Genomic DNA, 15,178 nt, shown 5'->3' on the forward strand with positions numbered 1-15,178 from the left:
CGTGAGTGAGTTGAGTGGGCGCGGACGGTGGCAAGTCCAATAAAATTAATACTTCCGCGTTGCGCCGCAAGGGATTAATTCTCTCAAAAGAATAGCGCGTTTTGACCAATGGTACAAGAATTCCTCATCGCTCTCGGATCCAACCTCGGATCCTCCGCCGGCGGCCCTTCGGCCACGCTGGCCGCGGCGCTTGCCGCCCTGACCGCGCAGGGGGTCGGGCTGCGGCGGGTCAGCCGTTTCTTCGCCACGCCCTGCTTTCCGGCAGGCGCGGGCCCGGACTACGTGAATGCCTGCGCCCTGGTGCGCGCGCCGCTTTCGCCGGACGCGCTCTTGCTGAAACTGCATGCGGTCGAGCAGGCCTTCGACCGGGAGCGCATCCAGAGATGGGGCAGCCGGACGCTCGATCTCGATCTTCTGGCGATGGCGGACCGGGTGCTGCCCGATGCCGAGACGCAGACCGTCTGGCGCACCCTGCCGCCAGAGGATCAGACCCGGGCCAGCCCCGAAACCCTGATCCTGCCACACCCCCGGATACAGGACCGCGCCTTTGTGCTGGGCCCGCTGGCCGACATCGCCGCAGGCTGGACCCACCCCCTATTGTGCCGAAATGTCGCGCAGCTGCTGGCCGACCTGCCCCCCGGGGACCGCGCCGCACTGCAGCCGTTGCCCGCGATGCCGCTTGTAAAACCAGAGCAGCCGCGCTAGATCATCACCTTCTGATGCATCCAGACGATAGGACGGAGCGCCCATGGCCCGCGTGACGGTAGAAGATTGTGTTGACAAGGTCCCGAACCGGTTCGAACTGGTGATGCTCGCCGCCCACCGCGCGCGCGAGATCTCCTCCGGTGCCGCGCTGACTGTCGACCGCGACAACGACAAGAACCCGGTCGTCGCCCTGCGCGAGATCGCCGAGGAAACCCAGTCCACCGACGAACTGCGCGAACGGCTGATCGAGTCGAACCAAAGCCAGATCGAGGTCGACGAGCCCGAGGACGACACCATGGCGCTGCTCATGGGTGCCGAACAGGACAAGCCGGCGGAAGACGACCTGTCGGAAGAAAAGCTCCTGCGGGCGCTGATGGAAGCCCGGGGACAGGGCTGAGCCCACCGGTGATACCGGGGACCGGGGCCAGCGCGGAGCGACAGCCATGATTTCTGCTCGAAGACCTCGTTTCGCTGGTCCACAACTACAATCCCCGCACCGACGAGGACCTGATCCGCGCGGCCTACGACTATGGCCGCGCGATGCACGAGGGGCAGTTCCGCAAGAGCGGAGAGCCCTATTTCACCCATCCCGTCGCCGTTGCCGCCATCCTGACAGAGCAGCAGCTTGACGACGCGGCGATCATCACCGCCCTTCTGCATGACACGATCGAGGACACCCGCGCCTCTTACGCCGAGGTGCGCGACCGCTTCGGGCAGGAGGTCGCCGATCTTGTCGATGGCGTGACCAAGCTGACCAACCTTCAGCTGACCAGTTCCGAGACCAAGCAGGCCGAGAACTTCCGCAAGCTTCTGATGGCCATGTCCAAGGATCTGCGGGTGATCCTCGTGAAGCTGGCCGACCGGCTGCACAACATGCGCACGATCCGCGCGATGAAGCCGGAAAAGCAGATGCAGAAGGCGCGCGAGACCATGGAGATCTTTGCGCCGCTGGCCGGTCGCATGGGCATGCAGTCGATGCGCGAAGAGCTGGAGGACCTCGCCTTCCGCGTCCTGAACCCGCAGGGCCGCGATCTCGATCATCCGCCGCTTCGTCACGCTGCAGAAGGAAACAGGCGACGTGATCCACCGGATCACCAAGGACATGCGCAAGGAGCTTGAAAAGGCCGGCGTCGATGCGGATGTCTTCTACCGGGCCAAGAAGCCCTATTCCATCTGGCGCAAGATGGAGGAGAAGAAGACCGGCTTCTCGCGCCTCTCCGACATCTACGGGTTCCGCATCATCACCCGCTCAGAGGCCGATTGCTACACTGCCCTTGGCGCGATCCACCAGCGGTGGCGCGCGGTGCCGGGTCGCTTCAAGGACTACATCAGCCAGCCCAAGTCCAACGGCTACCGCTCGATCCACACCACCGTCTCGGGCCGCGACGGCAAGCGGGTCGAGGTGCAGATCCGCACCCGCCAGATGCACGAGGTCGCCGAGACCGGCGTGGCCGCACATTGGTCCTACCGCGACGGCCAGCGGGCCGAGAACCCCTTTGCCGTCGATCCCGCCAAGTGGATCGCCTCGCTGACCGAGAGCTTCGGGACAGAAGAGGATCACGACGCCTTCATGGAGGCGGTGAAGCTGGAGATGTATACCGACAAGGTCTTCTGCTTCACCCCCAAGGGCGACGTGGTGAAACTGCCGCGCGGGGCGACGCCGCTGGACTATGCCTATGCGATCCATACCCGGATCGGCTCGAAATGCGTGGGTGCCAAGGTCGACGGCATCCGCGTGCCGCTCTGGACCCGGCTGAAGAACGGTCAGTCTGTCGAGATCATCACCGCCGAGGGCCAGACCCCGCAGGCCACATGGCTCGACATCGCGCAGACCGGCAAGGCCAAGACCGCGATCCGCCGCGCCCTGCGCGAGGCCAACAAGGAGCGCTATGCCCGGCTGGGCCGGGAACTGGCCCGCGTGGCCTTCGAACGGCACGGCAAGAAATGCACCGACAAGGTGCTGGCCAAGGCCGCCGACACGCTGCGCATGGATGACGTCGAAACGCTACTGGCGCAGCTTGGCAGCGCCGAGCTTGCGCCGCGCGCGGTCGTCGAGGCGGTCTACCCCAACCTCGTGATCGTCGATACCCAGCTGGCCGACGCCGATCACCCGGTCATCGGTCTGGACCACAACCAGAATTTCTCGCGCGCGCCCTGCTGCCAGCCGCTTCCCGGCGAGCGCATCGTGGGCCTGTCCCGGCCCGGTCGCGGCGTGCAGGTGCATGCCATCGACTGCGCCGCGCTGGCCGACTTCGAGGACGAAAGCGCGCCCTGGCTCGACCTGCACTGGGCCGAGGGCACGCATCCCGCGGCCTACCCGGTGTCTCTTGAACTGGTGATCGGCAACGACGCCGGTGTTCTGGGGCGGATTTGCACATTGATCGGAGAGCAGAAGGCCAATATCTCGGACCTGAACTTTGTTGACAGGAAACCGGACTTCTACAGGCTTATGCTGGATGTCGAACTGCGCGATGCGGAACATCTGCACTCTGTGATCTCGGCGCTGGAAGCGGAAAACAACGTCGCCTCGGTCGAGCGGCGCCGCGACCCCGGCCTTGCGGCGGCGCAGGCGGCGGCCCGGTAAACGAAAGGAAGGACGGGAGTGGTCTTCAAGCGGCGGGATCGACGCCCGATCTGGCGGATCGTGGTCGAGCTGCTCTGGCCCAAGGGGGGCTGGGGGCGCGCGGCCCGTTACGTCCGCCTGCGGCTGAACCGCCTGCCCGATCCGCCGCACAAGATCGCGCGCGGCATCTTTGCCGGTGTCTTCACCACCTTCACGCCCTTCTACGGCCTGCATTTCGTCGTCGCGGGGATGCTGGCGCTGATGCTGCGCGGCAACGTGATCGCGGCGCTGCTCTCGACCTTCTTCGGCAACCCGCTGACCTATGTGCCGATCGGCGTCGCCTCTCTCAAGACCGGCTACTGGCTGCTCGACATGGACAAGGGGCCGCATCCGCAGCCCGGCGATCACCATGGCAACCTCGTCGACAAGTTCTTCGCCGCCGGGGCCGATCTCTGGGACAACCTGCTGGCCGCCGCCTATGGCGAGGCGACGGACTGGACCCGGCTGGAGATCTTCTTCGACGAGGTCTTCTACCCCTATATGATCGGCGGCATCCTGCCCGGCATCATCTGCGGGCTGATCGCCTACTACGTCTCGCTGCCGCTGATCTCGGCCTTCCAGAACCGCCGCAAGGGCGTGATCAAGGCCAAGCTCGCAGAGTTGAAGAAGCGCAAGGCCGAGGCCACGCGCAACGGCTGACCCCGGGGCCGCGGCCCCCGAGCACGCAGCAGCAGCCCATGCAGACCGCAGGCGCGTACGGGCCGCGCGGCATGTCCCCGCTCATGGCACCGCCACGCACCCCGGTTCCGAAAGCGCCCGCGCCCGGCCCGCCGATGCCGCCCCCTGCCCCCCTGCCGGAATCGGGTTCCCTTTCCGCCCTGCGCCGCTTACGTCTTGATCGAATTTCGCAGCAAGGGGGTCCCACCCATGTCCGCCACCCGCCTCCGTCTCGGCGTCAACATCGACCACGTCGCCACCGTCCGCAACGCCCGTGGCAGCGCCTATCCCGACCCGATCCGCGCCGCGAAGCTGGCCGAAGAGGCGGGCGCCGACGGCATCACCGCGCATCTGCGCGAAGATCGCCGCCACATCTCGGACGCCGATATCGAGGGCCTGATGCAGGCGCTTTCCCTGCCGCTCAACTTCGAGATGGCCGCCACCGAAGAGATGCAGGCCATCGCGCTGCGCCACCGCCCCCATGCGGTCTGCATCGTCCCGGAAAAGCGCGAGGAGCGCACCACCGAGGGCGGCCTCGAGGTCGCCGGGGACGAGAACCGGCTGGCGCATTTCATCGCCCCCCTGCGTGACGCGGGCTGCCGGGTGTCGATCTTCATCGCCGCCGACCGCGCCCAGATCGAGGCGGCACATCGCATCGGCGCGCAGGTGATCGAGTTGCACACCGGCGCCTATTGCGACCTCCACGCCGAGGGCCGCATGGCAGAGCGCGACGCCGAACTGGCGCGCCTCGCCGAAATGGCGACTTTCGCCCATGGCCTCGGGCTCGAGGTCCACGCCGGCCACGGCCTGACCTACGACACCGTCGCGCCCATCGCCGCGCTGCCGGAACTGGTGGAACTCAACATCGGCCATTTCATCGTGGGCGAGGCCATCTTCCGCGGCCTCACCCCGGCAATCCACGAAATGCGCCGCCTGATGGACGAAGCACGCGGCTAGCACCCGCCCCGTCACCGCACCACCCGGCCCCCGACCGCCCCTTCTTTGGTCCGGCAAATACCTCGGGGGTGTGGGGGCAGCGCCCCCACCCGGCGCCTGCATCCCCCCTGCTCCGGGCCCGCCAACCCTGTGCCGCGCCCGGGGCAGCCCCGCACCCGGGACACCGCAGGGCCCTGCATCCAAGCCACGCCTTGCACCCCGCCCCGCCACCCGCTACCCCCGGGACGATCAGCGCAAAAGGCAGGCCCCATGATCCTCGGCATCGGCACCGATCTCGCCAATATAGAGCGCATCGCCGCCACCCTCGACCGCTTCGGCGACCGCTTCCGCAACCGCGTCTTCACCGAGACCGAACAGCGCAAGGCCGAGCGGCGCAAGGACGTGGCGGGCACCTACGCCAAACGCTGGGCCGCGAAAGAGGCCTGCTCGAAGGCGCTGGGAACCGGGCTGCGCATGGGCATCTCGTGGAAGGACATGGCGGTCTCGAACCTGCCCACCGGTCAGCCCGTGATGCAGGTCACGGGATGGGCCGCCGAACGGCTGGCGGCGATGACCCCCGAGGGTTTCGAGGCGATCATCCACGTCACCCTGACCGACGACCATCCCCGGGCACAGGCCTTCGTGGTGATCGAGGCGCGCCGCATCGGCCCGGAAATCCCCTAGACCGGCAGGACGATCATCCGCCGCAGGCCGGGGTGCCGGCCACGGCCACGGGTGGATGCGTCACAGGCCGGTCTCTCCGCTCTGCGGACCAAGCCCCCGCCTTGACACGCCCGCACCCGCCGCCCATGAAGCGCGGGGAACCAATCGGGGGCAAAGGGCACCATGGCGAAAGCAGAAAAGAAGGGCGGAATCGTCGAGACCGTCAAGACGATCGTCTACGCGCTGCTGATCGCGGGCGTCTTCCGCACCTTCCTGTTCCAGCCCTTCTGGATCCCCTCGGGTTCGATGAAGGACACCCTGCTGATCGGGGACTTCCTCTTCGTCAACAAGATGGCCTACGGCTATTCCTACGCCTCCTGCCCCTCGATCATCATCCCGCGCTTCGGCATCGACATCGATGCCAAGGACATCTGCGGCTGGGCCGACGGCGACAACAGCCGCCTGTTCGGCGGCGAGCCGCAGCGCGGCGACGTGGTGGTCTTCCGCCACCCGGTCACCGGGCGCGACTTCATCAAGCGGCTGATCGGCCTGCCCCGCGACCGCGTCCAGATGAAGGCCGGCCTGCTCCACATCAACGACCAGCCGGTGACGGTCGAACCCGACGGCCAGTTCGTCGAGACCGCCGCGCCGCAGGGCCCGCAGGGGCTGCGCCCGCGCTGCAAGGAGGGCCCGGTGGGCCCCGGCGGCACCTGCACCAAGGACAAGTTCATCGAGACCCTGCCCGGCGGCACCCAGCATTCGATCCTCGACATCGCCATGCAGGGGTCGGACAACACCTCGGTCTATACCGTGCCCGAGGGCCACTTCTTCTTCATGGGCGACAACCGCGACAACTCGTCGGATTCGCGCGTGCCCAATATCGCGCAGGGCGTCGGCTTTGTGCCCTACGAGAACCTCGTGGGCCGGGCCGACCGGGTGATGTTCTCCTCCGCTGGCCGGTCGATGCTGTACTTCTGGACCTGGCGCGCCGACCGCTTCTTCCACCGGATCGACTGAGGCCGCGATGGCGCAGGCAAAGCTATCGGCGGATCTTCAGGCGCTTCAGGACCGGCTGGGCCATGCCTTCGCCGACCCGCGCCTGCTGCGCCGCGCCGTGACCCATGCCTCGATGTCCGGCCCCGGGCGCGAGGACAACCAGCGGCTCGAATTCCTCGGCGACCGGGTGCTGGGGCTGGTCATGGCCGAAGCGCTGCTGAAGGCCGACCGCAAGGCCTCGGAGGGCCAGCTGGCGCCGCGCTACAACGCGCTGGTGCGCAAGGAGGCCTGCGCCGATGTCGCGCGCGAGATCGGCCTGGGCGAGGCGCTGAAGCTGGGCCGCTCCGAGCAGATGTCCGGCGAGCCGCCGCAAGCTGGCGCTTCTGGGCGACGCGATGGAGGCAGTGATCGCCGCGGTCTACCTCGACGCGGGCTTCGAGGTGGCGCAGGCGCTGATCCTGCGGCTCTGGGGCGACCGCATCGGCAGCGTCGAGGAAGACGCCAAGGACGCCAAGACCGCGTTGCAGGAATGGGCGCAGGGCCGTGGCCTGCCGCCCCCGGTCTATGCCGTGGTCGAACGCACCGGTCCCGACCACGCGCCGGTCTTCACCATCGAAGCGCAGCTTGCGAGCGGCGAAACCGCACAGGCCACGGCGAATGCGAAACGACAGGCCGAACAGGCGGCGGCGAAAGCCCTGCTCAAGCGGCTGGACTGAGGCGGGGAACGGGCTTCGAAGCCCGTTCCCCCTACCACAACCGGCACCGCGCGCGCCGCTCTGAGGCCCCCTGCCCCCCAAGGCACCGGGTTTCCAGTTGCGGTCCGCAGACGACCTTTCGAAAGGCCGTCTTCCCCCCGCCCCCGCGCCGCGCTACAGCTGCCCCAAAGGACGACCCCCGATGACAGACAACCTGCGCGGCGCCCTCTGGATGATCCTCGCCATGCTGGGCTTCGGGATCGAGGATGCCTTCTTCAAGGCCGCCACCGGCACCGGCGGCATCACGGCGGGCATGGCCACCCTGCAGTTCGGCCTCTTCGCGATGCTGATCTACGCCGGCTACGCGCGCGCCCGGACTGTGCCGCTCTGGACCCGCGACTACCTGCGCGGCCCGCTGCTGATCCGCACCGGCTTCGAGATCACCGGACGGCTCTTCTTCGCGCTCTCGCTTGCCTACACCCCCCTGTCGACGACCTCGGCCATCCTTCAGGCCGCACCGCTCTTTGTCATGCTGGGCGCCGCGCTGGTGCTGCAGGAAAAGATCGGCCCGCGCCGCTGGGCCGCCATGGCGGTGGGCTTCGTCGGCGTCCTGCTGATCGTCCGCCCGACGCCCGCCGCCTTCCAGCCCAACGCCATCCTCGCCCTGCTCGGCATGATCGGCTTCGCGGGGCGCGACCTGATGACCCGCGTCGCGCCGCCCCGCGTCCACACGGTGCAAATGGGCGTGCTGGGCTTTGCCGTGGTCACCGTCGCGGGGGGATCATCCTCGCCTTCGAACCCGGCGCGCCGGCCCTGCCGACAACGGCCGCCGCCGCGCTTGTCACCGGCACGGCGCTGTCCGGGGTCCTCGGCTATACCGCCATGACGCTGGCCATGCGCACCGGAGAGGTGGGCGTCGTTGCCCCCTTCCGCTATTCCCGCCTGATCGTGGCGCTGATCCTCGCCTACCTGCTCTTCGACGAACGCCCCGACGCGCTGACCCTTACCGGCGCCGCGCTGATCGTCGCCGCGGGCACCTACTCGCTGATCCGCGACAACCGCCGCCGCGCGGCGAAACCCTGACCCGTCACCGCTCCGCGCAGGCACCGACATCTGCGATTTCCGAGACCGGCCCGCATCCGCAGCCTCGCCGTCTCCTCCAAGCCAATCCGATTCGCCCCCATGGCCACGGCACGACACAGCCCCCCGGCCCGACACCCCGGACCAAATACCGCGGGACAGCGCGTCGCCGGCCTGCGCCCGCCCCCGGCAACGCGCCCTGTCTCGGACAAACCCCCTTTGCACTATGGCGAAACCCGCCCGAACCCGCTATGCCGGTCCGGTTCGGACCCGGATCGGCTGCGCGCCGCCTCCCGCTTCGACTCGAACGCAACACGCCGCCGCTTTTTCCTGTAGACTGCATCGAACCGCTTCGACCGCATCCTGACCACCTCTGAGACCGAGACCGAAATGACCACACGCGCGGGCTTCGTCGCCCTTATCGGAGAGCCCAACGCGGGCAAATCGACCCTGACCAACCGCATGGTGGGGGCCAAGGTCTCGATCGTGACCCACAAGGTCCAGACCACCCGCGCCCGCATTCGCGGCGTGGCGCTGGAGGGCACGGCCCAGATCGTCTTCGTCGACACGCCGGGCCTCTTCCAGCCGCGCCGCAGGCTCGACCGCGCCATGGTCGCCGCCGCCCGGGGCGGCGCCGCCGACGCCGATATCGTGGTGCTGCTGGTCGAGGCGCACCGGGGCATGACCGCCGGCGTCAAGACCATCCTCGACCGCCTGCCCGACCTGCCGAAGACCGCCCGCGTGGCGCTGGCGATCAACAAGATCGACCGCACGCAGGCCGAGACCCTGCTGAGCCTCTCCAAGGCGCTGAACGACGCCTACCCCTTCGAGCGCACCTTCATGATCTCCGCCGAGAAGGGCCACGGCACCGAGGACCTGAAGGCCTGGCTGGGCGCCGAGCTGCCCGAGGGGCCCCGGCTCTACCCCGAGGACCAGATCGCCGACCTGCCCCTGCGCATGATCGCCGCCGAGATGACGCGCGAAAAGCTGACCCTGCGCCTGCATCAGGAACTGCCCTACCAGCTGACGGTCGAGACCGAAAGCTGGCAGGAGCGCGACGACGGCTCCGCCCGCATCGACCAGGTGATCTACGTCGCCCGCGACGGCCACAAGGGCATCGTGCTGGGCCACAAGGGCGAGACGGTCAAGGCGATCTCCAAGGCCGCCCGCGAGGAGCTCGAAGAGTTCCTCGGCCGCAAGATCCACCTCTTCATGCAGGTCAAGGTGCGCGAGAAATGGCTCGAAGAGGCCGAGCGCTATTCCGAGATGGGCCTCGACTTCAAGGACGGAAACAGCTGACGACAAAGGCTTTCCCGCCGCCCCGCGCCTGAAGCGGACCCGCCGCCCGACGGACCCGCCTGCGCCAGACGACCACCGCCCCTCCCCGCTTCTTTGGTCTTCCAAATACCTCGGGGGGAGGCCCGTTAGGGCCGGGGGGCAGAGCCCCCTCCCCGCCCCCTCCTCGTGCCGGTCAAAGGCAGGCCGCCGGGGACCGCGGGGCGCGCCAACCGCCCCCATGGGACAGGAAGACCATGACCCGCCTCAGCACCCGCTTCTGGATCGACGCCTACCGCCGCCGCCTCGCGCTTCGGGACATTCCGGCCTTTGTCACCGCGCATGGCGACGACACGGCGGGCGCCGTTCTGGTGAAGCTCGCCACGCTGGACGGGCAGGCCCGCGCCTTCACCCGGGGCTTCGACCTGATGACCGGGGCGCGGCAATGGACCCAACTCGCCGCCGGCCCCGAAGCCGAGGTCGATGCCGCCATCGCGCGTCAGCGCGGTTTCGATCCGGACCTCTGGGTCATCGAGGTGGAAGACCGTCAGGGACGGCATCTTCTGGACGAGGACGGTCTCGGCTGAGACTTCTTCGCCAGCGCCACCAGCACCAGCCCCGCCAGCCAGAAGACCACCCCCAGCGCGACAATCCACAGCAGCACCGGCCCCCAGCCGATCTTCGGCGGGTCGATGAAGAAATAGGGATGCCGCCCGTCGATCTCTCCGCGGATCAGCGCGTAGAGCATGTAAAGCCCCGGCCAGCCGATCCACCAGAGCGCATGCCGCCGAGCCAGCCCGGCCCGGGGCGCGAAAGCCAGCCACCACAGGAACAGGGCGATGGGCACGGCGGTGTGCAGGCCCTGATCCGTCCACCAGCGCAGCCCGTCGAAGTCGAGCGCCAGCAGCGCGTGATACACGATGCCCACGATCGCCATCCACAGGGTCAGCCCCGCCGCCCAGACCGCCGGAACCCGCCAGCCCAGTGGCCACCGCCGCCATGGTCACAGCCGTCAACCCGTTGGTGAGAATGGTGAAATAACGCCCGGTCCGCCAAAGTTCCTGCAAAAGCGAGGCCTCGGGGGCGCGGGCCAGCCCAAGGCGGACATGGGTCACCAGAACGACCCAGCACAAGAGGGCCAGAAGCAGGGCAAAGAGGCGGGCAGAGCGCGACATTGCCCCAGCATGCCGCCTGCCCGACGCATCGGCAAGCCTGCCCGGACCTCCTCTCACGCCCCTTGCGCCTGCCGCATTGATCCACCGCCCGCTCCCGCTCCTCAGCGGTTCGGCGCCGCGCCGCCCGGCGCACCGGCGACCTGCCTTGCAGGGCTTGCAGCTGCCCCTCTGCCCGGCTGGCAAAGCCCGCTACGGCCAACCGTCGGCACCCGGCATTCATCAGCCCGTCACCACGCGGCCCGGCACACCCGCTCCGCAGCCCGCGGCGCGCCCTCTCTTTCGCCAGACCCGCCAACAAGGCGGCCTGGAAAAGCGCGGTGCCGGGCCGGTTCTCTACCCGCCCGGCCCCGGTTTGCATTCGCGTCAGGACAGGCAGGCCATCCCGACGCACTCCCATGGGCCCCGCGCCCTTAGCGCAGGCGCTCCAGCAAGGCGCGCGAGGGCTGGCCGGTGACGCTCAGCCCATTGGCCGCCTGATAGGCCGAGATCGCGGCCTCGGTCTTCTTGCCCATGACCCCGTCCGGCGTGCCCGCGTCATAGCCCGCGCGCGTCAGACCGGCCTGCAGGGCCTTGCGGTCCTGCAACGTCAGCCCGTTGGCATCCGGGCCGAAGGACGCGACCAGCGGACCGCCCCCGGCAAGGCGCCCGGCCATGTAGCCCACGCCAAGGCCGTAGTTCTCGGACGGGTTGTAGCGCAGGATCATGTTGAAGTTGTGGAAGACCAGGAAGGCGGGTGCGCCCAGACCCATCGGCGCCAGCACCGCTGCCGGACCGGCGTCGGGCAGCGCTCCGCCCCGGGCAGCGGTCACGCCCAGCGCCTGCCACTGCGCCACCGACCGCCGGTTACCGCGCCCGATGGCGGCGTCGAAGCCCTGCGGCAGCCGCACTTCCAGCCCCCGGGGCTGACCGCGGCGCCAGCCCGCGTCCGACAGGAAGCGCGCCGTCGTGGCAAAGGCGTCGATGGGATTGTCCGACCAGATGTCCCGCTTGCCGTCGCCGTCGAAATCGACCGCATGGCGCTGGTAGGCATCCGGGATCAGCTGCGTGTGCCCCATGGCCCCGGCCCAGCTGCCGACCAGTTGCTCGGGCCGCGCGTCCCCGGTCTGCAGAAGGCGCAGGGCATTCATCAGGTTCGATTCGAAGAAGGCGCCGCGCCGCCCCTCCCAGGCCAGCGTCGAGGTGGCCGAGATCACCGGGATCTTGCCGCGCCGCGTGCCGAAGTAGCTTTCCAGCCCCCAGATCGACCCGAGGATATCGGCAGAGACGCCATAGCGGGCTTCGACCTGCGCAAGCGCCGCGCGCTGCGCCCCGACCATGCGGCGCCCGAAGGTGACCTTCTCCTCGGGGGCGACGATGGCAAGGTAATCTTCCAGCGAGCGTTTGAACTCGGTCTGATTGCGGTCGCGTTCGATCACGCCGGGCAGGTAGCCCTGCCCGCGAAAGCCCGCCGTCAGCACCGCATCGCTGATCCCGCGCCGCCGGGCGCGGTCCTTGAAGGCCAGCACCCAGTGCATCGTAGTCCGCATTGGGCTGCGGGCGCAGGCCCGGATCCAGCTCCGGGTCGGGGCGTGCGACGTCGGGGATCGCCATCCCCGCCCCGCATCCCGCAAGCCACAGGGCCGCGGGCGCCATCATGACCAGACGCCTGTTGAGTGTCATTGTTCGTCTCCTGCCGTGGTGTTCTTGAGTGCCTCGCCGCCAATCTACCGCAGGGAGCCCGGGGCCCACAACCGGCGCGCGCAACACGCGGCGCCAGCGCGCCGGTCCCTGCGGCAGGGCGCGGATCGCGGCAGCCCCTTGGAAGAGGGACGGGCCGCAACGCATCCGGCGCCTGCACCACACGCTCTTCTGCGTCCGGTCAGACAGGGTTCGGTCCTCCGAAAGGGCGCGTGACATGCGGGGGAAAGGACAAACGCGGTGCATTTCCCCCTGCCGAGGCAGTGCCTTTTCCACTTTCTTTCACGGTTCGTTAAGAAGGCTGCCCCACTCTTTACAGGGACCGGGCGACAGGATTGCCCGGCGCCGAGCCCTGGACCGGGAAGGACACGCGTGGCACGCTGGGACCAGAACCGAAGCCCCTTTACCCGCATCGGCTTTCGCGGGCGCCTGATCCTGTTGGGCCTGCTGGCTTCGCTGCTGGCGGCGCTGATGGTGGGAACGATCGGCTACCGCGCCACCGACCATGCGGCGCGCGACGGTGCCTCTGCCCTTCTGGCGGCAGAGGCGCGGCTGAACGCGGAACGCGTCATGGCGCCCCTCGATACCATGCGGACCGAGACGGAGATCTTTGCCCGACTGCCGATCGTCGGACGCATGGCCCCCGGGTCCGGCCTTCCCGAGGCACAGCGCGAGGATCTGAAACACCGGCTGGCGCTGGTCTTCTCCACCCTGCTCAGCGAGCGTCCCGCCTATTTCCGAGGCCCGCCTGATCACGCTGGCCGATGGCGGGCGCGAGATCGTGCGCCTCGACGTCGGCCCGGGCGGCGCGCAGCCCGTTGCGGGTGACGCGCTGCAGCGGAAGGGGGCCGAACCCTACATGGTGCCGCTCATGCAGGGGTTGGTGGACCACGGGTATTTTTCTGCCGTCACCCTGAACCGGGAACACGGGCGCGTGCAGGACAATGCCGCGGTGACGATCCGCTACGTCCAGCCGGTGCGCGACAGCCGGGGGCGCATCTTCGGGGCCATCGTGCTGAACGCGGACATGACCCGGCTGTTCGGGGCCGTCACGCCGCACCTCGCCCCCGATCACCGGCTGCACATCGTCACCGATAGCGGCGATCACATCACGCTGGGGCCCGAGGGGCCGGAAAACACCCTCCGGTTCCACGGCGCCCCGGATTTCCAGCCGCTCGACTGGCCCGGTGCGGGGCATGCGCTGTCGGCAGAGGGACAGCGCTTCGACGCCGGCGGTATCGTCGCCCATGCGCTGACGCAGCCCATGCAGGGCGCCGCCGGGCCGATGCCCCTGACCGTTGTCGTCACCACGCCCTTGGCCAGCCTGCTGGCGCCGGTGCACGACCTGCTGAAACACACCGTAGTGCTGTCCGTCCTTGCCGGGGCGCTGGCCCCGGCACTCAGCTTCGCGGTCTGGCGCCTGACCACGCGGCCGATCAAGCCGCTTCTGGCCCTGACGGAACAGGCGCTGTCCCGCCACGCCTCGGGCAAGGCCGTGGCGCTGGATACGACGGGGGATGCGATCAATGACCTCAAGGGGTCTCTGGTGGCCGTGCTGGACAATCTGTCCGAGGCCAGCGACCGCGCGCGGGCGATGTTCCAAGGCACCGCCGACGGCGTCATGATGGTCCGGCGCGATGGCACCCTCACCGATATCAACCCCTCTGCTCTGGCCATGTTCGGCTATCGCCCGGACGATACCGTCACGCTGGAAATGCTGGTTCCACCGGAATCCCGCATCGCCCACCGCGCGCTTGTGCACGAGGCGGACATCGGTCCGCAGGGGCGCCGCATGGCCGGGACGCGCCCGATCCACGGTGTGCGCGCCGACGGTTCGACCTTCCCGATCGAAATCACCATAAGCCCGGTGGACTATCGCGGCGAAACCCAGTTCGTCGCGATGATCCGGGACATCTCGATCCGGGCCGCGACAGAGGCAGAGCGCGAGGCGCTGATCGCCGATCTGGGCCGGGCGAAAGCCGATCTCGAACGCTCCAACGACGAGCTCAACAGCTTCGCCTATGTCGCCTCGCATGACCTGAAGGCGCCGCTGCGGGTGATCGACAACGCCTCACGCTGGCTGGAAGAGGATCTGGGCGAAACCCTGGACGAGGACTCGCTGGAAAACATCGGCCTGATGCGCAGCCGCGTGGCCCGCATGGAGCGGCTGCTCGACGACCTGCTGATCCACTCGCGGATCGGTCGCGACGACCGGGTTCATGCGCCGGTGGATGGCGACGAGCTGATGGCCGCGGTCCGTGGCCTGACCAACCCGCCCGAGGGCTTCACCATAGAGTTCGACGAAAGCCTGTCCCGGATCTCGCTGCCCCGCATGCCGATCCAGAACGTGCTTCTCAACCTCGTCTCGAACGCCATCAAGCATCACGACCGCACCGATGGCAGCGTCCGCGTCTCAGTCGAGGAAACGCCAAGGGCCTATATCTTCACCGTCGCCGACGACGGGCCGGGCATCGCACCAGAATATCACGAGCGCATCTTCGGCATGTTCACTACCCTGCGCCCCCGCGATCAGGTCGAAGGCAGCGGCATGGGGCTGGCCATGGTGCGCAAGACGCTGGTCACCGTCGGCGGCGAGATTGCCCTGACTTCCGCCCCCGGCAAGGGCAGCCGCTTCGTCGTCACCTGGCCCCGCGCCGCGGCCCCTGTGGCGGCGCAGCCGGACAAGGCAGCCTGAG

At 68.6% G+C, this 15,178-nt stretch carries 13 protein-coding genes and 3 pseudogenes; 14 read left to right on the plus strand and 2 right to left on the minus strand.

Features of this window, described 5'->3' with window-relative positions; all coding sequences use genetic code 11:
• The first annotated feature begins 108 nt into the window (after positions 1 to 108).
• From folK to ABFB10_RS04925, 12 genes and pseudogenes are all read left to right on the plus strand, one after another.
• Positions 109 to 705 (plus strand): 2-amino-4-hydroxy-6-hydroxymethyldihydropteridine diphosphokinase, encoded by a 597-nt coding sequence (gene folK / locus ABFB10_RS04870; RefSeq protein ID WP_347165638.1) that lies wholly within the window; start codon positions 109 to 111, stop codon positions 703 to 705.
• 43 nt (positions 706 to 748) lie between these two features.
• Positions 749 to 1,102: a DNA-directed RNA polymerase subunit omega gene (gene rpoZ / locus ABFB10_RS04875; protein WP_347165639.1), complete on the plus strand. Its 354-nt coding sequence runs from the start codon at positions 749 to 751 to the stop codon at positions 1,100 to 1,102.
• Between the two features lie 53 nt (positions 1,103 to 1,155).
• A pseudogene (locus tag ABFB10_RS04880) lies at positions 1,156 to 3,289 on the plus strand (RelA/SpoT family protein).
• A gap of 18 nt (positions 3,290 to 3,307) precedes the next feature.
• Entirely contained in the window at positions 3,308 to 3,967 is a 660-nt protein-coding gene (locus tag ABFB10_RS04885) for a DUF2062 domain-containing protein (protein ID WP_347165640.1), read from the plus strand.
• 228 nt (positions 3,968 to 4,195) lie between these two features.
• Positions 4,196 to 4,942, plus strand: coding sequence for a pyridoxine 5'-phosphate synthase (locus ABFB10_RS04890; RefSeq protein WP_347165641.1), 747 nt, complete (start codon positions 4,196 to 4,198; stop codon positions 4,940 to 4,942).
• Positions 4,943 to 5,191: 249 nt separating this feature from the next.
• Positions 5,192 to 5,605, plus strand: coding sequence for a holo-ACP synthase (acpS, locus tag ABFB10_RS04895; RefSeq protein WP_347165642.1), 414 nt, complete (start codon positions 5,192 to 5,194; stop codon positions 5,603 to 5,605).
• Between the two features lie 162 nt (positions 5,606 to 5,767).
• Positions 5,768 to 6,601 carry a signal peptidase I gene (gene lepB / locus ABFB10_RS04900; protein ID WP_347165643.1) on the plus strand — a complete coding sequence of 278 codons (834 nt, stop codon included), beginning with the start codon at positions 5,768 to 5,770 and terminating at the stop codon, positions 6,599 to 6,601.
• Positions 6,602 to 6,608: 7 nt separating this feature from the next.
• Positions 6,609 to 7,296, plus strand: a pseudogene (rnc, locus tag ABFB10_RS04905) (ribonuclease III).
• A 181-nt stretch (positions 7,297 to 7,477) separates the two neighbouring features.
• Positions 7,478 to 8,161: a DMT family transporter gene (locus ABFB10_RS04910; protein WP_347165644.1), complete on the plus strand. Its 684-nt coding sequence runs from the start codon at positions 7,478 to 7,480 to the stop codon at positions 8,159 to 8,161.
• Positions 8,089 to 8,358 (plus strand): EamA family transporter, encoded by a 270-nt coding sequence (locus tag ABFB10_RS04915; protein WP_347167933.1) that lies wholly within the window; start codon positions 8,089 to 8,091, stop codon positions 8,356 to 8,358. The genes ABFB10_RS04910 and ABFB10_RS04915 overlap by 73 nt, the downstream gene beginning before the upstream one ends.
• 387 nt (positions 8,359 to 8,745) lie before the next feature.
• Entirely contained in the window at positions 8,746 to 9,654 is a 909-nt protein-coding gene (gene era, locus ABFB10_RS04920) for a GTPase Era (RefSeq protein ID WP_347165645.1), read from the plus strand.
• 233 nt (positions 9,655 to 9,887) lie between these two features.
• A complete protein-coding gene (locus ABFB10_RS04925; protein ID WP_347165646.1) occupies positions 9,888 to 10,217 on the plus strand; it encodes a DUF1491 family protein in 330 nt (109 codons plus the stop codon).
• On the opposite strand, the gene ABFB10_RS04930 is transcribed toward ABFB10_RS04925, so the two are convergent.
• The gene (locus ABFB10_RS04930; RefSeq protein WP_347167934.1) at positions 10,178 to 10,615 is read right to left on the minus strand and encodes a Pr6Pr family membrane protein; all 438 of its coding nucleotides are present in this window, start codon (positions 10,613 to 10,615) and stop codon (positions 10,178 to 10,180) included. The genes ABFB10_RS04925 and ABFB10_RS04930 overlap by 40 nt on opposite strands.
• A gap of 600 nt (positions 10,616 to 11,215) precedes the next feature.
• Positions 11,216 to 12,464 (minus strand): annotated as a pseudogene (locus ABFB10_RS04935) (lytic murein transglycosylase).
• A 390-nt stretch (positions 12,465 to 12,854) separates the two neighbouring features.
• Between ABFB10_RS04935 and ABFB10_RS04940 the strand changes: the two are divergent.
• A complete protein-coding gene (locus ABFB10_RS04940; RefSeq protein ID WP_347165648.1) occupies positions 12,855 to 13,310 on the plus strand; it encodes a hypothetical protein in 456 nt (151 codons plus the stop codon).
• Positions 13,264 to 15,177 carry a sensor histidine kinase gene (locus tag ABFB10_RS04945; protein WP_347165649.1) on the plus strand — a complete coding sequence of 638 codons (1,914 nt, stop codon included), beginning with the start codon at positions 13,264 to 13,266 and terminating at the stop codon, positions 15,175 to 15,177. Before ABFB10_RS04940 ends, ABFB10_RS04945 begins: the two co-directional genes overlap by 47 nt.
• The last annotated feature ends 1 nt before the right edge of the window (position 15,178 follow it).

Origin of the sequence: Ponticoccus litoralis (genome assembly GCF_039769985.1) — a bacterium.
GTDB classification, from domain to species: Bacteria; Pseudomonadota; Alphaproteobacteria; order Rhodobacterales; family Rhodobacteraceae; genus Ponticoccus; species Ponticoccus litoralis.